At 56.4% G+C, this 22,094-nt stretch carries 13 protein-coding genes and 6 pseudogenes; all 19 read right to left on the bottom strand.

Going from position 1 to position 22,094, the window contains the following annotated elements; all coding sequences use genetic code 11:
* Positions 1–323 precede the first annotated feature (323 nt).
* A complete protein-coding gene (locus AC0L7U_RS00695; protein WP_473693002.1) occupies positions 324–1,043 on the bottom strand; it encodes an ABC transporter ATP-binding protein in 720 nt (239 codons plus the stop codon).
* Positions 1,043–2,342, bottom strand: a pseudogene (locus AC0L7U_RS00690) (lipoprotein-releasing ABC transporter permease subunit). The gene AC0L7U_RS00695 and the pseudogene AC0L7U_RS00690 overlap by 1 nt, the downstream one beginning before the upstream one ends.
* Before the next feature lie 218 nt (positions 2,343–2,560).
* A pseudogene (proS, locus tag AC0L7U_RS00685) lies at positions 2,561–3,897 on the bottom strand (proline--tRNA ligase).
* 867 nt (positions 3,898–4,764) lie between these two features.
* On the bottom strand, positions 4,765–5,040 hold the full coding sequence (locus tag AC0L7U_RS00680) for a DUF1467 family protein (protein ID WP_473693000.1): 276 nt from the start codon (positions 5,038–5,040) through the stop codon (positions 4,765–4,767).
* Positions 5,041–5,258: 218 nt separating this feature from the next.
* Positions 5,259–6,926, bottom strand: a complete 1,668-nt coding sequence (locus tag AC0L7U_RS00675; RefSeq protein ID WP_473692998.1) for a ribonuclease J — start codon at positions 6,924–6,926, stop codon at positions 5,259–5,261.
* 299 nt (positions 6,927–7,225) lie between these two features.
* Entirely contained in the window at positions 7,226–8,746 is a 1,521-nt protein-coding gene (locus AC0L7U_RS00670; protein ID WP_473692996.1) for an NADH-quinone oxidoreductase subunit M, read from the bottom strand.
* 106 nt (positions 8,747–8,852) lie between these two features.
* The gene (locus AC0L7U_RS00665) at positions 8,853–9,011 is read right to left on the bottom strand and encodes a hypothetical protein (protein WP_473692994.1); all 159 of its coding nucleotides are present in this window, start codon (positions 9,009–9,011) and stop codon (positions 8,853–8,855) included.
* On the bottom strand, positions 8,965–9,663 hold the full coding sequence (locus AC0L7U_RS00660; RefSeq protein ID WP_473692992.1) for a biotin--[acetyl-CoA-carboxylase] ligase: 699 nt from the start codon (positions 9,661–9,663) through the stop codon (positions 8,965–8,967). Before AC0L7U_RS00660 ends, AC0L7U_RS00665 begins: the two co-directional genes overlap by 47 nt.
* Positions 9,664–9,671: 8 nt before the next feature.
* Positions 9,672–11,115 (bottom strand): annotated as a pseudogene (gene nuoN, locus AC0L7U_RS00655) (NADH-quinone oxidoreductase subunit NuoN).
* Between the two features lie 25 nt (positions 11,116–11,140).
* Positions 11,141–12,662: pseudogene (locus AC0L7U_RS00650) on the bottom strand (NADH-quinone oxidoreductase subunit M).
* A gap of 2 nt (positions 12,663–12,664) precedes the next feature.
* Positions 12,665–14,681 (bottom strand): annotated as a pseudogene (gene nuoL / locus AC0L7U_RS00645) (NADH-quinone oxidoreductase subunit L).
* Positions 14,682–14,687: 6 nt separating this feature from the next.
* Positions 14,688–14,996: an NADH-quinone oxidoreductase subunit NuoK gene (gene nuoK / locus AC0L7U_RS00640; RefSeq protein ID WP_473692990.1), complete on the bottom strand. Its 309-nt coding sequence runs from the start codon at positions 14,994–14,996 to the stop codon at positions 14,688–14,690.
* Positions 14,997–15,097: 101 nt separating this feature from the next.
* Complete coding sequence (locus AC0L7U_RS00635) at positions 15,098–15,715, bottom strand: NADH-quinone oxidoreductase subunit J (RefSeq protein WP_473692988.1); 618 nt, start codon at positions 15,713–15,715, stop codon at positions 15,098–15,100.
* A 92-nt stretch (positions 15,716–15,807) separates the two neighbouring features.
* Entirely contained in the window at positions 15,808–16,296 is a 489-nt protein-coding gene (gene nuoI / locus AC0L7U_RS00630; protein WP_473692986.1) for an NADH-quinone oxidoreductase subunit NuoI, read from the bottom strand.
* Positions 16,297–16,550: 254 nt separating this feature from the next.
* Positions 16,551–17,612: an NADH-quinone oxidoreductase subunit NuoH gene (gene nuoH / locus AC0L7U_RS00625; protein ID WP_473692984.1), complete on the bottom strand. Its 1,062-nt coding sequence runs from the start codon at positions 17,610–17,612 to the stop codon at positions 16,551–16,553.
* A gap of 15 nt (positions 17,613–17,627) precedes the next feature.
* Positions 17,628–19,694, bottom strand: a pseudogene (gene nuoG, locus AC0L7U_RS00620) (NADH-quinone oxidoreductase subunit NuoG).
* 206 nt (positions 19,695–19,900) lie between these two features.
* Positions 19,901–21,199: an NADH-quinone oxidoreductase subunit NuoF gene (gene nuoF / locus AC0L7U_RS00615; RefSeq protein ID WP_473692982.1), complete on the bottom strand. Its 1,299-nt coding sequence runs from the start codon at positions 21,197–21,199 to the stop codon at positions 19,901–19,903.
* 9 nt (positions 21,200–21,208) lie between these two features.
* On the bottom strand, positions 21,209–21,436 hold the full coding sequence (locus AC0L7U_RS00610) for a hypothetical protein (protein WP_473692980.1): 228 nt from the start codon (positions 21,434–21,436) through the stop codon (positions 21,209–21,211).
* Positions 21,381–22,025 carry an NADH-quinone oxidoreductase subunit NuoE gene (gene nuoE / locus AC0L7U_RS00605; RefSeq protein WP_473692979.1) on the bottom strand — a complete coding sequence of 215 codons (645 nt, stop codon included), beginning with the start codon at positions 22,023–22,025 and terminating at the stop codon, positions 21,381–21,383. The genes AC0L7U_RS00610 and nuoE overlap by 56 nt, the downstream gene beginning before the upstream one ends.
* Between the last annotated feature and the right edge of the window lie 69 nt (positions 22,026–22,094).

Here is a 22,094-nt window from a genome sequence, read left to right as displayed (position 1 = left end):
CTTAGAGATGAAGCAGAACATCCCCCCACACAACCATCGAGGTTGCAAAGGCAACGAGGGAAGCAAAGGCGGCACAGTCACGGGCAAGAAGGATCATTTTCAAACTCCATACGACGAACTCTCTTCGTTAAAATCATTTTGTTCTTATTTTGTTCGCCTTGCAAGCACTTTTTGTTCTTTTTACGAAAAGGCCGACTTTTCTGACGACGCCGGACGCCTGAAAGACGCGTTTGGCGGCACACAAAAAGGGCCGGCACTCAAAATGGTGCCAGCCCTTTCAAACCGTCAGATGATGTCACAGATGCCCCGAGGATCTCGGGTGATCAGAACGTATGAGGAACGAGGTGGCCGCCCGACAGGGTCACGCAACGGTCCATGCGGGCCGCCAGCTCCATGTTGTGCGTCGCGAAGATCGTCGCCACGCCAGATGCCCGCACCAGAGCATGCAGCGCATCGTAGACATAATCTGCCGTCGCCGGATCCAGATTGCCGGTCGGCTCGTCCAGAAGAAGCAGTTGCGGCGCATTGGCCACGGCGCGGGCAACCGCCACGCGTTGCCGTTCGCCACCGGACAATTGTGCCGGACGGTGATCGGCTCGTTCTGCCATCTTGAGATAGGACAGAAGGTCCATCGACCGCTCGCGCGCCAGCTTCTTGGACAGGCCAGAAATCATCTGCGGCAACATGATGTTTTCGACCGCTGAAAACTCCGGCAGGAGATGGTGGAACTGGTAGACAAAGCCAATCTGGTCACGCCGCAAGGTCGTTCGCTCTGTATCCGACATCTCGCAGGCGTTCTCGCCAGCAATGAAAACGTCGCCATCGTCAGGATATTCCAGAAGCCCGGCGATGTGGAGCAGCGTCGACTTGCCCGTGCCAGACGGGGCCACCAGAGACACCATTTCACCACGCGCCATGGAAAAGTCGATGCCACGCAGGACGTGCAGCTCTCTGTCACCTTCTTCGAAGACCCGGGTGACGCCACGCAGCGCCAGCGCCGGGACAGGGCGATGGGCGGCCGTTTGATGAGAAGCGGATTGCATTATTCGTACCTCAACGCTTCAACCGGATCGAGACGGGCAGCCCGCCAGTGCCGGATAGACAGTGGCCAACAGCGACAGAACCAATGCCATGACGAGCACCAGCGTAGTCTCGCCGTTGTCGATCTGCGCCGGCAGCTTGGAGAGGAAATACAGCGTCGGATCGAAGACTTCCGTGCGCGTGATCCAGGAAATGAACTCACGGATGTTCTCGATGTTCAGACATACCAGCAACCCAAGACCGAAGCCTGCGAATGTGCCGACGAAACCGATGCTGGCACCCGTGATCAGGAAAACCCGCATCACCGCGCCTCGTGAGGCGCCCATGGTACGCAGAATGGCAATGTCGCTGCCCTTGTCCTTCACCAGCATGATCAGCCCGGAGACGATGTTCAGCGCAGCCACCAGCACGATCAGGCTCAGGATGATGAACATCACATTGCGCTCCACTTGAAGCGCGGAAAAAAAGGTGACGTTTCGTTGCCGCCAGTCGGTGATATAGGTCGGACGGCCCGCCGCCTTCTGCACGGCTGCCTTCATCGTGCCCACGGTGTCGGGATTGGACACATAAAGCTCGATGCCGGTGACCTTGTCTTCCATGTTGAAGAAGTTCTGTGCCTCGGTCATGGGCATGAAGACAAAGGTGCTGTCATACTCACTCATGCCGATCTCGAAGATGGCAACGACCTTGTAGCCCTTCACCCGCGGCGTTACCCCCATCGGGGTGACATTGCCCTGCGGGCTGATAATGGTGATCTGGTCGCCGACCGACACACCAAGCTGCTGGGCCATGCGCGTGCCAATTGCGACGCCGCCAGATTGATCGAAATTCTTGAAGGTGCCCATTTTGACGTTCTGTGACACCAGAGGAACCTTGCGCAGCCCGCTCTCGTTCATGCCGCGCACCAGTCCCCCCAGATTACCGCTTGGGCCGGAAACCAGTGCTTGCCCTTCGACAAAGGGAATGGCCCCGACAACGCCCGGCACGCCGGCCAGCCGCTTGGCGACCGGATCATAATTGGTGAAAGGCTCACCGCTCGTCTGCACCAGCATATGGCCGTTGATACCAAGGATCTTGTCGAGCAACTCGGCTCGAAAGCCGTTCATGACCGCCATGACGATGACAAGCGTTGCAACGCCAAGCGTAATGCCGACAAAAGAGAACCCGGCGATGACGGAAATGAAAGTTTCCTTGCGGCGGGAGCGCAGATACCGCCCGGCCAGCATCCATTCGAATGCCGAAAACGGTCTGTTGGCCCTCAAGTCGGAAGACCCGACTTCAGCGGTCTCATGCTCAGTCATCTACCATCCACTCTTGCGAAATCTGATCAGCCTGACCGAACCTGCCTTTTCTCACAGGTTCGAACAAGCGATTCGGCACCAAAGCCATTCCTTCTTCCCGGCCAATTCCGGCTTTTTGAAGAAGGAATCAGAAACCATGGGAAATTTCAGGACTTTGCCACCTTCCCACGAGGCCTTTTCAGGGCGACGCCTCAGACCCCAAACGTCAGATCAGGCTTTCAGAAAATGTCGGCCAAAGCCGTTTTCAGCCTGTCAAACGTTGCTTCGGGAGACAGCAGTTCCTTCTCGCCCGTCTTGCGATCCTTGACTTCAAGAACACCGTCTTTAAGACCACGTGGACCGACGACAACCTGATACGGCAAACCGATCAAATCCATGGTTGAGAACTTAGACCCGGCCCGCGCATCGGTGTCGTCGTAAAGCACTTCAATGCCAGCAGCAGTGAGTTTGGCATAAAGCTCTTCACATGCTGCGTCAGAGGCATCGTCACCCGCCTTCAGGTTGATCAAACCAACATGGAACGGGGCCACAGCCGCGGGCCAAATGATGCCCTGATCGTCATGGCTTGCTTCCAGAATCGCCCCCAGAAGACGCGACACGCCAACCCCATATGACCCCATGTGAACCGGAACATCGGTGCCATCGCGGGTGGTGACCTTAGCGCCCATCGGCTCGGAATACTTGGTGCCGAAGTAAAATGTCTGCCCAACTTCAATGCCGCGCGCCGCGATGCGCTTTTCCGCCGGCACGCTGGCCTCGAAGGCTTCCATGTCAATGACATCTTCAGTTGCCGCATAAAGCGAGGTCCAATCCTCGACAATGCTGGTCAGATCACCATCAAAATCAATGTCTGTGCCTGGCACAGCCTTTTCCAGAAATCCTTGTGGCAGAACACCGCGCTTTCGCCGGTCTCGGCCAGCACGATGAACTCATGACTGAGATCGCCCCCAATGGGGCCAGTCTCTGCCTGCATCGGAATCGCGGTCAGGCCCATACGCTTGTAGGTGCGCAGATAGGCCACGAACATGCGATTGTAGGATTTCACTGCGGCGTCCTGATCAATGTCAAAGGAATAGGCATCCTTCATCAGGAACTCACGGCCGCGCATGACCCCAAAGCGAGGGCGGACTTCGTCGCGGAACTTCCACTGGATGTGGAACAGGTTCAACGGCAGATCCTTGTAGGAGCGCACGGACGAGCGGAAGATGTCGGTGATCATTTCTTCATTGGTCGGCCCGTACAGCATGTCGCGCTCGTGACGATCAGTCACGCGCAGCATTTCGGCACCATAGGCATCGTAACGCCCACTTTCACGCCACAGGTCCGCCGACTGCAACGTCGGCATCAAAAGCTGAACCGCCCCGGCGCGCTCCTGCTCCTCAATGACGATCTTTTCGATCTTCTTGAGAGCGCGCAGCCCCAGTGGCAACCACGAATAGATCCCCGCAGACTGCTGCCGAATCATGCCGGCACGGAGCATCAATCGATGTGAAACGATTTCCGCTTCCTTGGGCGTTTCCTTCAAGATAGGCAAAAAATAGCGGGACAGGCGCATGTATTCTCTCTTTATTTCCGGGCGACAGCCTTTTGACTACTCAAACCGCATGAGACTTGGAAAAACAAGACCTCGCCACGCTTTTGACGCCACTTTTTCAAATAGTCCAACCCTTCTGTTTCGCGACCTTTACGCCCTTGAAAGCCGGTTGGCCAGAACAGTCTTTCCCGCACACAAACACAAACGAAAGCAGACGCAATGAAATGAAATATACGCGAAAGAAGCGCAAGCTTTTTGATCATTTAGAGCGCAAGAGGAAATTTTAGGCTTTGCTGCACAAACTGGTGACAAGAATAAGACAATGAGCTAGTTTCAAATCATCGAACGGGAGCAAGGTGGAGACGCTAAGGTCCCAAAGAATAACGTGTTCTAGGTCTTGGGAGGAAGAGCTCTTTGGCGCAACTCTAAGTGTGCTGCCGAATTGGAATGTAACATCGTTCCAGTGATGAGAGTATAGACGCGTTACTGAAAAAGCAGGGCTTCGGCCCTGCTTTTTTTTGCCTAGATTACCTGTTTTCCGCCGTTTCAGGACAATAGATTGCCACCTCCAGTGCAAGTGGAGACAGGCGAAGAATGAGCAGGCACGCCCCTCACCTCTTTTTTCATCACCCGCATAACGCTGAGGCAAGCCACAATTGCCCCTGACAAGATTGCTAAGCAGCGCTGCAATGGATCTGGATCGTGGTCTTATTGATCTTCCCTCGCCCCCGCCCCGTCAGAACATCGGCATTTAAAAGGCCATTTCAGGCATGATTCACGACTTCTTCATGCCTGAAACTGTCTCGTGCAGCTATTCAATGACTTTTCCGGAAAAAAATATCAGCGAAAAGACCTGTTCACAGGCGCTAAAAGCGAAAGTCGGTGTGCCTAAAAACGGTCCGAAGGCGGCGTCAAAAATGGAATCTCGTCCAAGGACAGACCGATATGGGTGGCAACAAATCCCAGAAGAAAGATCGCGCTGGCCCCAAGTGTCGTCAAAATGAGGACTCGGCGAAACCGAGGGCGCACCGGTGCGCCCGGCTCAGTGCCCGGAGTAATTATCCCGGTCTCTGCCTGTGAGCGGCCAGCCGCCAAAGGTAGAACGGCAAACAGCAAGATCCACCAGATCATGATGTAAATCGCGGAATAATAAATGATATCCATCGCCTTCTCCCGGTTGGCTGAGGCTCCACCCTTGAGCTTCTCCGCCTAGAACTGCCCTTGCGAGAGTTATTGTGCGCGGATCTCCGTGACCCTGCAAGTCTGCGAAATACCCAGCCTTTGCAGGTATTCGCCTAGATTCGGTTTCAGACGAAAAAGCGGGACGTGGGAAAAACCCGCGCCCCGCTTTCGCAGAGATTAGACAGTGTCTGACGGTCGCGTCAGATTGTGGTGACAGTCACCCGAACCTGGGTCTTCTTGCCCCACACGTCCAGCACGGCCGCCCGTGCCGCACGGCGAGAGGCTTCCCCGATCAAGTCACGGTCCTTGCGGCGTGCCTTGGGGATGCTGGTAACAGCACCGACAACCGCCTTGCGCACGATGTCTTCCATCGCTTCACCTTCGTCATCACTTTCCGGCATGCCCATCATGACAATCGCTGGATCGTGCAGCAGGTTTCCAGAGGCATTGACAACAAGCGACACGACAAGAATGCCCGCATACGACAGCTTGCGGCGATCCCGCACACCAGTTTCATCCGGATCGTCCAGGATGTGGCCATCCATGACCAGAATGCCCGGCTCAATCTCGCCCACCACACCGGCACGACCCGCGTTCAAACGGGTGATCTTGCCGTTTTCGATCTGAATGACTTCCGGAACCTGCATCTTTTCAGCAAAGGCAGCATGAGCGGCCAGATGCAGTGGCTCACCGTGAACCGGCACGGCCACAGACGGTCGCACCAACTGATACATCTGCTCAAGTTCGCCCCGACGCGGATGGCCTGAGACGTGCACCATCGCGTCGCGATCAGTCACGATCTGCACACCGCTCTTGGCAAGATTGTTGAGAACAGCGCCCACAGCCTTCTCGTTGCCAGGGATGGTGCGCGACGAGAAGATCACCGTGTCACCCTTGGAAAAGGCAATGTGGCGATGCTCACCACCGGCAATACGCGACAAGGCGGCGCGGGCTTCGCCCTGCGAGCCGGTACAAAGCAGCACGGCTTTTTCGCGCGGCAGATAGCCAAAGGCATCCTCGTCCAGGAACGGGGCCAAGCCATCGAGATACCCGAGTTCACCCGCCACTTCGATCGCGCGGTGCATCGAGCGGCCAACGACCACCAGATCCCGGTCACAGGCCGCAGCCGCCAGTGCAATACCGCGAATACGAGCGACGTTAGAGGCAAAGGTGGTAATCGCAATGCGCTTGGTGGCGGACTTCATCACCTTGGTCAGTTCGGCGACGACATCAGCCTCGCTCGGACTGACGCCATCACGGATGGCATTGGTGCTGTCGCAAACCAGCGCCGTGACACCTTCGTCGCCCAGTTCGCGCAGACGATCGAGATCGATCGATTTGCCGATTCCGGGGGTCGGGTCGATTTTCCAGTCGCCTGTGTGCAGAACCAGATTGCCCCCCGCACGGATCGCCAGAGCACAGGGCTCCGGGATCGAGTGTGTCATGGCAATAAACTCAACATTGAATGCACCAATATCAATCCGGTCACCCTGCTTGACGACCGTGACAGGCACTTCTTCAACGCCTGGCTCGCGCTCAATCTTCGAGGCCAGCAGACCGGCAGTAAAAGCCGTTGCATAGACAGGGATCTTCAGGAACGGCCAGAGATGCGCAATCGCGCCGTAATGATCTTCATGGGCATGTGTGATGACCATGGCCTCGATACGGTCGATATTCTCTTCAAGAAAGCTGATGTCCGGAAACACCAGATCAATCCCCGGCAGGTCAGGACCGGCGAAGGAGACGCCGCAATCAACCATGAGCCAGCGTCGATCATTCTTCGGGCCAACGCCATAAAGCGCCAGGTTCATTCCAATTTCACCTACCCCACCGAGGGGCAGAAAAACAATATCAGTGGCGGATGCCATACGTTACTCCACTTGCTGCTCCCTTGTCGCCCTTCACACCGTTTTGACGGCGGGACTGACCTTGAAACAGACCGGACAATCGCGTCCGGATGAACTTCGGGACCAGGACCGTCGATCCTGCACCCATGCGAAAAATAAGAACGTGCCTTCAAAAGGGGCGGTCTCAGGCCTCACATCCCAAAAGATGCCAGCCGTCCCGCTCCTCATGAAGACGCGCTTCAGCGTGAATATGCGCAAACCGCCCCCCGCGCAAGGCGGAAGAGCGGTTGACACAAGATCAAGCGGTTTACCGGACTGAATTACTTGCCCAAGCTTGCCGTTTTTTCGGCATTGGCGGGCTGCGCCAAGGCCTGATGATAGTTCGACACCAGATTGTTCACCGACCCGCGGCTGATATCCAGCACAGCATTCGGGTAAACACCCAGCACGATAATGAGGATCACCAGCGGAGCCAGGATCACCTTCTCGCGCGGCTTCAAATCAAGCAGCGACTTCAGGCTGTCCTTTTCCATCGGTCCAAACAACACCTGGCGATACAGATAAAGCGCATAACAGGCCGACAAAATAACACCGGTCGTGGCAACCACCGCGACGAGCGAGTTCACCTGGAACGCACCAATCAATGTCAGCACTTCTCCGATGAAACCAGATGTGCCTGGCAGACCAACATTGGCCATTGTCAGGATCATGAAGACAACGGCGTATTTCGGCATACGGCTGACAAGCCCACCATAAGCAGAAATCTCGCGGGTCCGCATGCGGTCATAAATCACGCCGACACAGAGGAACAGAGCCGCAGAGACCAAGCCATGCGACAGCATCTGGAAGACAGCGCCCTGCACCCCTTCTGGTGTCATCGTGAAAAGGCCCATCGTGGCAAACCCCATATGAGCAATCGAGGAATAGGCGATCAGCCGCTTCATATCGCCCTGCACCATGGCCACAAGCGAGGTGTAGACGATAGCGATGGCTGATAGCGTAAACACCATTGGCGCGAAGTAATGCGAGGCATCCGGGAACATCGGCAACGAAATTCGCAGGAAACCGTAAATGCCCATCTTCGACAGGATGGCTGCCATCATCACTGATCCGGCGGTCGGAGCTTCAGAATAGCTGTCCGGCAACCAGGTGTGCAGTGGCCACATCGGCAGCTTGATGGCGAAACTGGCGAAAAAGGCGAGCCATAACCACGTCTGCATTGACGAGGAGAACTGAACATCGCGGAGCGCAACGATGTCCGTGGTGTGCCCCTGCCAATAAACGGCCATGACGCCAATCAGCATCAGAACCGAGCCAAGCAGCGTATAAAGAAAGAACTTGTAGGAGGCATAAACGCGCTTGGCGCCGCCCCATACGCCGATGATCAGGAACATCGGGATCAAGGTCGCTTCGAAGAAGACGTAGAAGATCACGAGATCAAGGGCGCAGAAAACCCCGACCATCAGTGTCTCCAGCACCAGAAAAGCGATCATGTATTCCTTGACGCGGGTCTGAACGCTTTCCCAACTGGCCAGAATACAGAACGGCATGAGGAAGGTTGCCAGAAGCACCATCAGCACCGAAATGCCATCAACCCCCATCTTGTAGGTGATTGCGCCGCCCATCCAGCTGTCCTGCTCGATGAGCTGGAAGCCCGGGTTGTCATAGTTGAACCCGAAGAGGATGAAAAGAGACAGCACGAAGGTGGCAACAGAGGTGATCAGCGCTACACGGCGAATATTGGTTTTCGCCGCCTCGTCAGATCCTTGCACCATAAGAATAAACACGACGCCCAACAGGGGGAGAAACGTCGTGAGGGATAATATTGGCCAGTCGTTCATCAGTACGCTCCTGCATGAGGCACGACAACGCTGACGCCGCCCGGGTCCGAGGGTTTTCCCTTTCGAACCCGGCTGGGGTCAGGCTGCACGCCCTTTATTCTTCGCGTCAACGCTGCCTCGGAGCCGATGTCTTCTCGGCGTCTTCGAAAAAAACGTCACCCGCATAGATTTTGGTCTGACATCCAGTCTCATCTTCGAGCACCAGATGCCCATTCATGTCAATATTTACGAACGTTCCGCTGCGTTCCGTGTTGCCATCTTTCACCGTAATCTGCTGCCCACAGGTGGCGCGCACGCGCAAGCCACGCCTCGCGCACAGCTGCAAACCCGCCCTCGCCGCGCCAATGTGCAATCCACGACGTGAATGCATGTGCAAGCGCTTCGAAAAGCACTTCCGGCGAAACAGTGAACCCTTCTTCGGACAGATCCGTGCAGTTGTAGTTCGGTATATCTGGATGGCTGACGCAATTTACACCGAAACCGATGACATACGCCTGACGTCCATCTGGCAGACGCTCTGCCTCGAGGAGGATTCCCGAGAGCTTCGCATCACCAATAAGGAGATCATTGGGCCATTTGAGAGAAACGAGATCACTTTGACCCGTCGCATTCTCTACAGCCTCGGCCGCCGCTACGGCAGCAACCATCGGCAAGTCCCCTATATGCTCCTCAATTCTTGGGAAGACAAGTAGAAAGCTCGCAAAAAGGTTACCGCGCGAAGAAACGAAATGTCTTCCTCTCCGGCCACGTCCTGCGGTCTGTTCGGCCGCCACCACCCAAAGATGCCCCTCGTCGCCGCCTCGTGCGCGCTCCAGGGCATAGGTGTTGGTCGACGGCATTGCGCCGAACTTCATCACACGAAAACCCGGTCGTTCGCCGACCGGGTTTCTCGTTTCTATTGTCGGTTCAACGATCATCTCTTTGATCAGAAAAGAGAACCGGCAGCCGATGCGGCCGCATCAACCACTGGCCCCGGCGCGATAAAGAAGAAGGCCACCACAAAGGACGACACCGCCAGGATGAAGCCCAGCTCAACCGGCATCTTCTCGAAAGGTTCGGCCGGCTCGTCAAAGAACATCACCTTGATGACGCGCAGATAATAGAAGGCGCCAACTACCGAGGTCACGATCCCGATCACGGCGAGCGGGAACAATCCGGCCTGCACGGCGGCGGAGAAGGCAAACCACTTGGCAAAGAAGCCCAGGAACGGTGGAATACCGGCAAGTGACCACATCAACACCGCAAGGGCAATGGCAACCGGCAGATTGGTGCGCGACAAACCGGCCAGTTCGTCGATTTCCTCAACCATGCCCGACTTGCGACGCATCGACAGGATACAGGCGAAGACGCCGAGCGTCATGGCCAGATAGGCGGTCATATAAATAAGCACACCTTCGACACCTGTCTCGGTGCCAGCGGCCAGTGCCACCAGGGCGTAACCCATGTGACCGATGGAGGAATAGGCCATCAGCCGCTTGATATTGCGCTGCGCGATTGCACCGAATGCGCCGACCACCATGGAGGCAATCGCCACGAAAACGACGACTTGCTGCCAGTCATGGGTAATCGGCTGGAAGGCTTCAACGATGATGCGGATGAGAAGACCCATCGCGGCGATTTTTGGCGCGGCCGCCATGAAAGCGGTCACCGGACTCGGCGCGCCCTCATACACATCTGGCGTCCACATGTGGAAGGGCACCAGAGACACCTTGAAGGCCATGCCGGCGAGAATGAACACCAGACCAACGATAAGGCCGAAAGACGATCCGTTCGTCGACAGAAGTGTCGAGATTTCCGTAAAGCCGATCTGACCCGAGAAACCGTAAACCAGCGACATGCCATACAACAACATGCCGGAGGACAGCGAGCCGAGCACGAAATACTTCAGCCCGGCCTCAGTCGAGCGGACCGAGTCGCGATTGATCGACGTGACGACATAAAGCGCCAGACTTTGTAATTCCAAAGCGAGATAGGCCGAGATCATGTCCGTTGCCGAAACCATGATCATCATGCCAACCGTCGTCAGCAGCACCAGAACCGGATATTCGAAACGGTTGAAGGTCTGGGACTTGGAAAAGGCCCAGGCCATGGCGATGGCGAAGAAGGAGCCGATCAGGATCAGCTCCTTCAGAAAGAAGGCATAGTCATCAAGGACAAAGCTTCCTGAAAACGTGCTCCCCTGAGTGGCCCAGAAGGGCAACACCACCAAGGCCGGTGACAGCAATGAGGCCCATCGCAATCCCGTTCACCACAAAATTGGCGCTCTTGCCCGCATACACTCCCACCATCAGGAGGATGAGAGACCCAACGCAGAGAAAGATCTCCGGCAGCGCTGGGAGAAGGTCTGGAACACTGTTTACATCAGCCATTGGCTTTAATCTCGCCTTAGGAACGTTAGTACGCGATGCTCGCCGCATGCTGGATGGAACCAGCCGCGTCAAGCGCCGTGCGCATGTGTGTCAGAAGATTGTCGACGGCACCCTGCGTCACATCAAGAAGCGCCATGGGGTAGAAACCGAAAACAATCGTCAGGATAATCAGGGGAGCAAGAAGAACCTTCTCCCGCATACTCAGATCGAGAATCTGCTTGAGGTTTTCCTTTTCAAGCGCCCCGAAGACCACTCGACGGAAAAGATACAGCGCATAACACGCTGACAGAATGACACCCGTGGTTGCGATCACCGCAATCCAGGTGTTGGCCTGATAGGCGCCGATCAACGTCAGAATTTCGCCGACAAAACCAGAGGTGCCGGGCAGCCCGACATTGGCCATTGTCAGGATTAGGAAGACCACCGCATATTTCGGCATCCGATTGACCAACCCGCCGTAGGCGGCAATATCGCGGGTGTGCACTCGGTCGTAAATCACCCCGACGCAGAGGAACAGTGCCCCCGAAACGATGCCGTGCGACAGCATCTGGAACACAGCGCCCTGAACCCCCTGCTCCGTAAAGGTGAACAAACCCATCGTCACGTAACCCATGTGAGCCACAGAGGAATAGGCGATCAACTTCTTGATGTCCTCCTGAGCCAGCGCCACCAACGAGGTGTAGACAATGGCAATCACCGACAACACCAGAATATAGGGCGCGAACATCTCGGACGCGACCGGGAACATCGGCAGCGAAAAGCGTAGAAAGCCGTAACCACCGAGCTTCAGCAGAATGCCAGCCAGAATAACGGACCCAGCCGTTGGCGCCTCGACGTGGGCGTCTGGCAACCAGGTATGCACCGGCCACATGGGCATCTTCACCGCAAAGCTTGCGAAGAACAGCCAGGAACAACCACGTCTGCATTTCAGGCGGGAAATTGAACTGTAAGAGCTGCACGATGTCGGTGGTGCCTGCCTCCCAGTACACCGCCATCATCGCAATCAGCATCAGAACCGAGCCGAACAGCGTATAGAGAAAGAATTTATACGAAGCATAGACGCGACGCGGTCCTCCCCAAACGCCGATGATCAGGAACATCGGAATGAGGCTGGCCTCGAAAAACACGTAGAACACCACCAGATCCAGCGCACAAAACACGCCGATCATCAGGGTCTCCAGGATCAGGAACGCAATCATGTATTCCTTCACCCGCTTCTGCACACTCTCCCAACTGGCGAGAATGCAGAACGGCATGAGGAACGTCGTCAGGATCACCAGCAGAAGCGAGATCCCGTCGACGCCCATCTTGTAGCCAATTGCTTCGTCGAGCCAATCCCCCTGCTCAACCATCTGAAAGCCCGGATTGCCATAGTCAAAACCGGCCCAGATGAACAACGACAAGACGAAGGTGAAGACAGTTGTCACCAGCGCAACCATACGGATGTTGCGCTTTGCACCTTCATCGTCGCCTGGGACGAGCAGGATAAACACGACGCCCACAAGGGGCAAAAATGTCGTGAGAGATAGGATTGGCCAATTCAACATATTTAGTGCGCTCCTCCAACTGGCCCCGCGCCACTAAACATCGACCAGGTGATCAGAGCAGCTACGCCAATCAGCATCGCGAAGGCGTAGTGATACAGGTAACCGGTCTGCAATCTGACCATCCAAGCCGTAATACTTTGAACGCGTGCGGCCACACCATTAGGCCCGTAACCGTCAATAACTGTCCCGTCGCCCTTCTTCCACAGGAAGCGTCCGAGACTCAGTGCCGGGCGTACAAAAAGATAGCCATACAACTCGTCGAAATACCACTTGTTCAAAAGGAATTTGTAGAGGCCGTTATGGCGCTGCGCCAGTTTCCGGGGAGTTTCCGGGGAAACAACGTAGAAATAATATGCAACAAGGAAGCCGCCGAGCATCATGACGAACGGACTGACAGAAACCTGAGGCCGGAACATCATGCATTGCGTGCAGCACATGACTGTCTTCCATCGACGGAAGCGCCGTTTTCCAGAAGGCATCGTAACCGGCGCCATAGAAGGAAACGTAGAACACCATCCCCGCCAATGTGGCCCCAATGGCCAGCAGAACCAGCGGCCCTCGCATGACCCACGGGCTTTCATGCACGTGCTTCATGACGTCGACAGATGCCTTCGGCTTGCCATGGAAAGTCATGAACGTCAGGCGCCATGAATAGAAGGATGTCAACGCGGCAGCAATTACCGTCAACCAGAAGCCGTACATGGCCATGCCATTGGCATGTTCACCCGACCCGGCCGCATAGGCGGCCTCGATGATGGCATCCTTGGACACGAACCCTGCAAAGCCCAGGTGCGTGAAAGGAATACCGAAACCGGTCAGAGCCAGCGTGCCGATCATCATGGTCCAGTAGGTCCAGGGGATGAACTTGCGTAGGCCACCCATCTTGCGCATGTCCTGCTCGTCCGACACGGCATGGATCACCGAACCGGCGCACAGGAACAAAAGTGCCTTGAAGAAGGCGTGCGTGAACAGATGGAACACAGCGATGGAATAAGCGCCACATCCCAGAGCCACGAACATATAGCCAAGCTGAGAACAGGTCGAATAAGCGATAACGCGCTTGATGTCATTTTGCACCAGCCCGACCGTTGCAGCAAAGAAGGCCGTGGTCGCACCGAAGAAGATGATCACTGTGAGCGCAACATGCGACAGTTCGAACAGAGGTGACAGACGCGCCACCATAAAAACACCGGCGGTGACCATGGTCGCAGCGTGAATAAGCGCCGACACAGGCGTCGGGCCTTCCATGGCATCCGGCAGTCAGGTGTGCAGCAGGAACTGCGCCGACTTGCCCATGGCCCCCATGAACAGAAGCAGGCAGACGACCGTCATGGCCGCATGTGAATCCAGCTCATAGCCCAAGAATGGCATTACAACCTTATGGGCATTGCCCGCGTCCCCGAACATAGTATGCGCGGAGGCAAAGATCGTGTCGAAGTCGATGTTCTTGAACAGATAGAAAACGCCGAAAATGCCAAGCGCGAAGCCGAAGTCTCCCACCCGGTTGACGACAAAGGCTTTCATCGCCGCCGCATTGGCCGAAGGCTTCTTGTACCAGAAGCCAATCAGCAGATACGACGCCAGACCGACGCCTTCCCAGCCGAAGAACATCTGCAGCAGATTGTTCGAGGTGACCAGCGTCAGCATCGCAAAAGTAAAGAGCGACAGATAGGCAAAGAACCGCGGGCGATGCGGGTCATGATGCATGTAGCCAATGGAATAGACATGCACCAGCGCCGAGACCGTGTTGACCACGATCAGCATGACCACGGTAAGCGTGTCCACTCGAATGGCCCAGGTCACATTCAGTGCACCGGCTGAAATCCAGCGCATCACGGTGATGGGTTCGATAGTCGTTTGCCCATAGGCAACCGTGAAAAAGGCGATCCACGACAGCACCGCCGCAAGGATCACGAGACCACTTGTGATGTACTCGCTCGCCTTGTCACCGATAGACCGTCCGAACAGCCCTGCAATCAGGAAGCCGATCAGAGGCAATAGAACAATTGCCGTATACATGCGCCCCTAGCCCTTCATCATGTTGATGTCTTCAACGGCAATGGAACCGCGATTACGGTTATAGACCACCAGAATTGCCAGTCCGATTGCCGCTTCAGCGGCTGCAACCGTCAGAATAAGCAGCGTGAAGATTTGCCCGATCAGATCCCCGAGGAACGATGAAAAGGCGACAAAATTGATGTTTACAGCGAGCAGCAGAAGCTCGATGGACATCAGGATGACAATCACGTTTTTCCGGTTCAGAAAGATCCCGAAGATCCCGATCGTGAACAGGATGGCCGCGACAGACAGATAATGCGACAGACCGATATGCATGGGTGCCTCGTCGTGCTCCCTTCGTTAAGACCAACCGGGTGCTGCGGGAATGACACTTGGCCTGCCCCCGGTCCTTGGCTGAGTGCGCCGAAGCGCGAAATTCAAAGACCCTTGCCCGATTCCACCTTGCGTACCTCCACTGAGGTTTCTGGCGTTCTGGCAACCTGATCCGAAATATTCTGACGCTTGACGTTCTCGCGGTGATGCAGCGTAAGCACAATGGCCCCGATCATCGCCACCAGCAGCACAAGGCCAGAGAGCTGGAAGTAGAAAATGTATTTCGTGTAGAGCACGCTGGCGATGGCGCCAACGTTGGTTGTTCCATGTCCCAAGGCAGCCATCGGCTCCGCCGTGGTGTGAACGACATCGGGCGCAATCACCCAGGCCCCCACGCCCATCAGCAACTCCATCAGGAGCACAAGGCCGATCAGCCCCCCGATTGGCAAATATTGCAGGAACCCTTCGCGCACTTCCGTCATGTCGACGTCCAGCATCATCACCACAAAGAGGAACAGAACGGCGACCGCCCCGACATAGACCACGATGAGCAACATCGCCAGGTATTCGGACCCCAGAAGGATGAACAGGCCAGCGGCGTTACAAAACGCGAGAATGAGAAACAAGACCGAATGCACGGTGTTGCGTGACGAGATCACCATGATTGCAGACGCAACGGTGACCCCGGCAAAAAGATAGAAGAAAAGTGCGTTCAGGATCATGAAGAGACCTGCCTGTCATCCTGGCCGTTGTCGACCGTTCCAAAGCAGAACCGCCGGATTGCAGCCTGCTCTCGATTGAAGTTTGCGCGCCCTTAACGGTAAGGCGCATCCATCGCAATATTGCGAGCGATCTCACGTTCCCACCGGTCCCCGTTGGCGAGAAGCTTTTCCTTGCTGTAGTAAAGCTCTTCGCGGGTTTCGGTGGCGAATTCGAAGTTCGGCCCCTCGACGATAGCATCCACCGGGCAGGCTTCCTGACAGAAGCCGCAGTAGATGCATTTCACCATATCGATGTCGTAGCGCGTCGTGCGGCGGGTGCCGTCATTGCGTCGCGGACCAGCTTCAATCGTAATAGCCTGCGCCGGGCAGATGGCTTCGCACAGCTTGCAGGCGATGCAGCGTTCCTGACCGTTGGGATAACGACGCAACGCATGTTCACCACGGAACCGCGGGCTCACCTGCCCCTTTTCAAAGGGATAGTTGATCGTTGGTTTCGGCTTGAAAAAATACCGCATCGTAAGAAAGAACGCCGAAACGAACTCTTTCAAAAACAGCGATTTGGCGGCCTGATCAAGTCCCATCGCCTTGTGCCTTCCTTAACACTCTCACCGGGCTTTCCCGGCCAGACATTCCAGCGCATCTCATATGCAGCCGGACCATTTGCTCAAAGATGGCAAGAGGCGCGACACCGCTTATCGGCATCTGGACGTTCCCCTCACCCCGCCGCTCTTAGTTCAATTGCCCAGACACCTTGTCCAAACATTTGCCCGAAGCAGCCCCTCCCAGACATTGGATCCACCAATCACGCCCGCGAGGGTTAAATCACTTTATGCCGTCAGCTCACACCACCGGGCACCCAGCCCGTCAGCATCAGGACGAAAGCCACAATCACCACCATGGCAATCGAGATCGGCAGGAACACTTTCCAGCCCAGGCGCATCAGCTGATCGTAGCGATAGCGCGGCACCATGGCCTTAACCATTGCGATCATGAAGAACACCAGCAGCGACTTCAGCAGGAACCAGATGACACCCGGCACCCATGTGAAAGGCACGAAATCGAACGGTGGCAACCAGCCGCCGAGGAACATGGTCGTCAACAGGCCACACATCAGCGAAATCGAAGCATATTCGCCCAACATGAACATCATGTACGGGGTCGAGCCATATTCCACCATGAAGCCGGCCACCAGCTCGGATTCTGCTTCTGCCAGATCGAACGGTGGACGGTTGGTTTCCGCCAGCGCCGAGATGAAGAAGATGACCATCATCGGCATCAGCGGCAGCCAGTACCAGTTCAGGATCGTCAGCCAGGGCAAACCGATCATGTTGGCAAGACCGGTGTTTTGCGATGCCACGATCTGGCTCAGGTTCAACGATCCGGCGCACATCAGCACCGTGACGATGACAAAGCCGATCGACACTTCATAAGACACCATCTGCGCGGCAGAGCGCAGCGACGACAGGAAAGGATATTTCGAGTTCGATGCCCAACCGCCCATGATGATGCCGTAGACACCAAGCGAGGAGATCGCGAAAATATAGAGAACGCCAACGTTGATATTGGCGATGACCCAGCCCTGCGCCACCGGCATCACAGCCCAGCCCGCCAGAGCCAGTGTCACACTGACAAGCGGCGCCAGCAAGAACAGGATCTTGTTCGATCCATCCGGAATGACCGGTTCTTTCAGCACGAACTTCAACAGATCGGCAAAACTCTGGAACAGACCAAAAGGCCCGACAACATTCGGACCACGGCGCAACTGAACCGCTGCCCAGATCTTGCGATCCGCATACAGAATATACGCGATGATCACCAGGAGGACGACGAGCAGCACGAGGCTCTCCAGAACCATCCAGAGAAAAGGAAAGCCATAGGCTGTCATGAATTCCGACATTGACGTGTCTCTCCCTTATTCCGCGGCTTCGGCAACACGGGCCTGCGCCAGAGCGGAACATTCCGCCATGACTGCAGAAGCGCGCGCAATCGGGTTGGTCAGATAGAAGTCGCGGATCACATTCGCAAATCCCGCGGCAGTCATGGACGTATCACCGGATGCCAGGGTTTCAATCTGGCTGATCTCGCCTGCCTCGATTTCGTCGATCGCTGCAAAATGCGGGAACTCGGCAAAGAGCTGTCCGCGCAACTCGCGCAAGGATTTGAAATCCAGCGATTGCCCGAGCACGGCGGACAAGGCGCGCAGGATGGCCCAGTCCTCGCGGGCATCGCCCGGAGGGAAGCCAGCGCGGTCGCCCATCTGGACGCGGCCTTCCGTATTCACATAGATGCCCGATTTTTCCGTGTAGGTCGCCCCCGGCAAAATGACATCGGCGCGATGCGCACCCCGGTCACCGTGCGTGCCCTGATAAACGACGAAAGTGCCAGCCGGAACCTCAACTTCATCTGCGCCGAGCAGGAACATGACATCAAGCGCACCCTGCTCCAGCATCTGAGCCGTGGACTTGCCCCCCTCATGCCTGGTACGAAGCCGAGATCCAGCGCCCCGACCTGATGCGCTTCGGTGTGCAGAACATTGAAGCCGTTCCAGCCGTCCTTGATCACGCCAAGCTGCTTGGCAGCCTTGGCCGCCGTCGCCAGAACAGCAGCCCCGTCGGCCCGATTCAGCGCGCCCTGCCCAACAATGATCATCGGCTTTTCAGCCTTGGCCATCGGGTGCTCGAGCAGCTTCGTCAGGCTGTCCGGGCCAGCGCCCAGATAGGTGACCGGATAGGTCAGGTCGGCATTCTCGCCGATCAGACCGATATGCACGTCCCCGCGCAGGTAACGCTTGCGGATACGCGAGTTCAAAACCGTCGCTTCAAGACGCGGATTGGTGCCGATCAGCAAAATAGCATCCGCCTCTTCAATCCCCTCGATGGTGGAATTGAAGAGATAACTGGACCGTCCCGCAGCCGGATCAAGCGGCGAATACACCGGACGGCTGTCGATGTTGGCAACACCGAGCTTGCTCATCAAAGTCTTGAGCGCGAACATTTCTTCCACGCTGGAGAATTGCCCGGCAAGTGCGCCAACCCGTTCAGGGTGAGCACCTTTCAGCTTATCAGCAATAATCTGGAATGCTTCATTCCAGGATACCGGCTGTAATTTGCCATGCTTGCGCGCATATGGACGATCAAGACGCTGGGTCCGCAAACCGTCCCAGATGTAGCGTGTCTTGTCCGAAATCCACTCTTCGTTCACCGCTTCATTGAGACGCGGCATGATGCGCATTACTTCACGGCCACGGGTATCAACGCGAATGGCAGATCCGAGCGCATCCATCACGTCGATGCTTTCGGTCTTGTTTAACTCCCAAGGACGCGTCCTGGAAAGAATAAGGCTTGGAGGTCAGCGCCCCGACCGGACACAGATCAACAACATTGCCCTGCATTTCAGAAGACAGCGCGGCTTCCAGATAAGTTGTGATCTCGGCGTCTTCGCCGCGGCCGATGAGGCCCATATCGGACACACCGCACACTTCAGTGGTGAAACGAACGCAGCGCGTGCAGTGAATGCAACGCGTCATCACCGTTTTCACCAGCGGCCCAAGATGCTTGTTCTCAACGGCGCGCTTGTTCTCACCAAAGCGTGAGCCGGAGACACCATAGGCCATTGCCTGGTCCTGAAGATCGCACTCACCGCCCTGATCGCAAATCGGGCAATCCAGCGGGTGGTTGATGAGCAAAAACTCCATCACCCCTTCGCGGGCCTTCTTGACCATCGGCGTCTTCGTGAAGACTTCTGGCGGCTGGCCTTCCGGCCCCGGACGCATGTCGCGAACCGACATGGCGCAGGAAGCAGTCGGCTTGGGTGGCCCACCCTTCACTTCCACCAGGCACATGCGGCAGTTACCAGCGATCGACAAGCGATCATGGAAGCAAAAACGCGGCACTTCCGCCCCTGCGGCCTCACAGGCCTGCAACAGCGTGTAGTCTGCGGGGACTTCCACTTCCTTGCCGTCAACTATCAGCTTCTTCATTTGCTGCCATCCTCGCGACCTGCTTTCCGACGGCCACAGAGCTGCCGGAAAGATCCGTCACTTTCCATTCCTGGTCCGGTTACGCGGTGGGAAAGGCATCAGCGCCCCGCCCGCTACGGCTCCGAAGTGTTCAACACGTCGTCGTCCGGCTGACACCAGAACGACGTGACCAACCGAACAGCACGTCCGGGTGGTCCGATCAAAATCTATTCCGCAGCCACCATGGTGGGCTTGCGTGTCTTGGCAACGTAATCGTCAATCCGCTGCTCGATCACCGGACGGAAGCGGCGGATCAACCCCTGGATCGGCCAGGAGGCTGCATCGCCGAGCGCACAGATCGTGTGCCCTTCCACCTGCTTGGTGACGTTGAAGAGCATATCGATTTCTTCATACGAGCTTTCGCCCTTCACCATCCGTTCCATCACACGCCACATCCAGCCGGTGCCTTCACGGCATGGCGTACACTGGCCGCAGCTCTCATGCTTGAAGAAGTAGCTGATGCGGGCAATCGCCTTGATGATGTCCGTGTTCTTGTCCATCACCATGACGGCGGCAGTGCCAAGACCGGAGCCAAGATCTTTTAGCCCGTCGTAGTCCATCGGCACGTCGCGCACTTCTTCCGCCGTCAGAACAGGCACGGATGCGCCGCCCGGAATGACAGCAAGAAGATTGTCCCAGCCCCCGCGGATGCCACCGCAATGCTTTTCGATGATGTCGGAAAATGGCAACCCGAGCTCTTCTTCAAAGGTCGCAGGCTGTTCAACGTGACCAGACACGCAGAAGAGTTTGGTGCCTGCATTCTTCGGGCGGCCAAGACCGGCAAACCAGCTTGCGCCACGGCGCAGGATGGTCGGGGCAACGGCAATCGATTCAACGTTGTTCACCGTGGTCGGCGCACCATAAACACCTGCACCGGCCGGGAACGGCGGCTTCAGGCGTGGCTGACCCTTCTTGCCTTCAAGGCTTTCCAGAAGCGCCGTTTCCTCGCCGCAGATGTAAGCACCTGCGCCGTGGTGAACGTAGATGTCGAAATCATAGCCGTTCTTGTTGTTTTTACCCAGAAGACCGGCGTCATAAGCCTGGTCGATGGCCGTCTGCAAACGTTCACGCTCACGGATAAATTCGCCGCGCACGTAGATGTAGGCAGCAATCGCACCCATAGCGAAACCGGCAATCAAGCACCCCTCAACCAATGTGTGAGGATCATGACGCAGGATCTCGCGATCCTTACAGGTTCCAATCTCGGACTCATCGGCGTTGACCACGAGGTAAGACGGACGACCGTCTGACTTCTTGGGCATGAACGACCACTTGAGACCGGTCGGGAAGCCAGCGCCACCGCGCCCACGCAGACCAGAGGCCTTCATTTCGTCAACGACCCATTCCGGGCCCTTGTCGAGCAGCGCTTTGGTGTTATCCCAATGGCCGCGCTTCATGGCGCCCTTCAGGCCCCAATCATGCAGCCCGTAGATATTGGTGAAGATACGATCCTGATCCTTCAGCATGTCTTCCCCTTACGCCTTCTTTTCATCGGCGGCAGCCGCAGCATCCGCTGCCTGCTGCGCCTTGAATGCTTCGCGAACCTTTTGCACGGCGTCTTCGGCCGGATAGCTCGGGCCTTCGAAATCGTTGCCGCCACCATTGATAGACTCGCCGGCAAACACCCGCGATGTCGGCTCGGAGCCATCAATGATCTGCGGCAGCGGATCGCCACCCTTGGTATCGTCGTCGATTTCCGTCAAGGATGTCTGACCGCCTGCGGCCATAGCGAAACGGCGACCGTTTTGCGGGCACTGGCGTCACTTCCCGGCCAGCCGCAATATCGTCGATCAGCTTGTTGAAGGTGTCGCCTGTCAGATCTTCGTAGGTATCCTTAAAGATCTGAACCATCGGTGCATTGACGCAGGCGCCAAGACACTCAACCTCTTCCCAGGAGAAATCGCCGTCTTCGGAGATCTCATGCATGTGCTTTGCCAAGCGCGACTTGCAGATATTCAACAGCTCTTCCGAGCCACGTAACATGCAAGGCGTCGAGCCACACACCTGAATGTGCGCCTTTTTGCCCACCGGCTGAAGCTGGAACATCGTGTAGAAGGTCGCCACTTCCAGGACGCGGATTTTTTCCATGTCCAGAAGATCAGCTACATACCGGATAGCGGGTTCACACACCCAGCCGTCGTTCTGTTCCTGAGCGCGCCACAAAAGCGGAATCACCGCCGAGCGCTGACGTCCTGCCGGATAGCGCTCGATTACCTTGCGTGCCCAGACGAGGTTTTCCTCGGTGAACGCGAAGCTTTCAGGTTGTTCCGCGGCAAGTCTGCGAACCGCCATGGTGTTATCCCCGTTTCATCAGTGAGGCCGCAGGAGAAAAATCACTCCGTGAGCCCTTCAAATCGGCAA

The organism is Roseibium sp. 10G30-5 (assembly GCF_055809635.1).
Note: the sequence above shows the minus strand (reverse complement) of the source record. Positions and strands in the feature narration are given on the sequence as shown.

Coding starts and splice junctions, on each gene's coding strand:
- AC0L7U_RS00695 (WP_473693002.1), bottom strand. CDS start 1,043: ATGCAATCCGCTTCTCATCAAACGGCCGCCCATCGCCCTGTCCCGGCG.
- AC0L7U_RS00680 (WP_473693000.1), bottom strand. CDS start 5,040: ATGGATATCATTTATTATTCCGCGATTTACATCATGATCTGGTGGATC.
- AC0L7U_RS00675 (WP_473692998.1), bottom strand. CDS start 6,926: ATGGCATCCGCCACTGATATTGTTTTTCTGCCCCTCGGTGGGGTAGGT.
- AC0L7U_RS00670 (WP_473692996.1), bottom strand. CDS start 8,746: ATGAACGACTGGCCAATATTATCCCTCACGACGTTTCTCCCCCTGTTG.
- AC0L7U_RS00660 (WP_473692992.1), bottom strand. CDS start 9,663: ATGATCGTTGAACCGACAATAGAAACGAGAAACCCGGTCGGCGAACGA.
- nuoK (WP_473692990.1), bottom strand. CDS start 14,996: ATGCATATCGGTCTGTCGCATTATCTGTCTGTCGCGGCCATCCTGTTC.
- AC0L7U_RS00635 (WP_473692988.1), bottom strand. CDS start 15,715: ATGATCCTGAACGCACTTTTCTTCTATCTTTTTGCCGGGGTCACCGTT.
- nuoI (WP_473692986.1), bottom strand. CDS start 16,296: ATGGGACTTGATCAGGCCGCCAAATCGCTGTTTTTGAAAGAGTTCGTT.
- nuoH (WP_473692984.1), bottom strand. CDS start 17,612: ATGTCGGAATTCATGACAGCCTATGGCTTTCCTTTTCTCTGGATGGTT.
- nuoF (WP_473692982.1), bottom strand. CDS start 21,199: ATGCTGAAGGATCAGGATCGTATCTTCACCAATATCTACGGGCTGCAT.
- nuoE (WP_473692979.1), bottom strand. CDS start 22,025: ATGGCGGTTCGCAGACTTGCCGCGGAACAACCTGAAAGCTTCGCGTTC.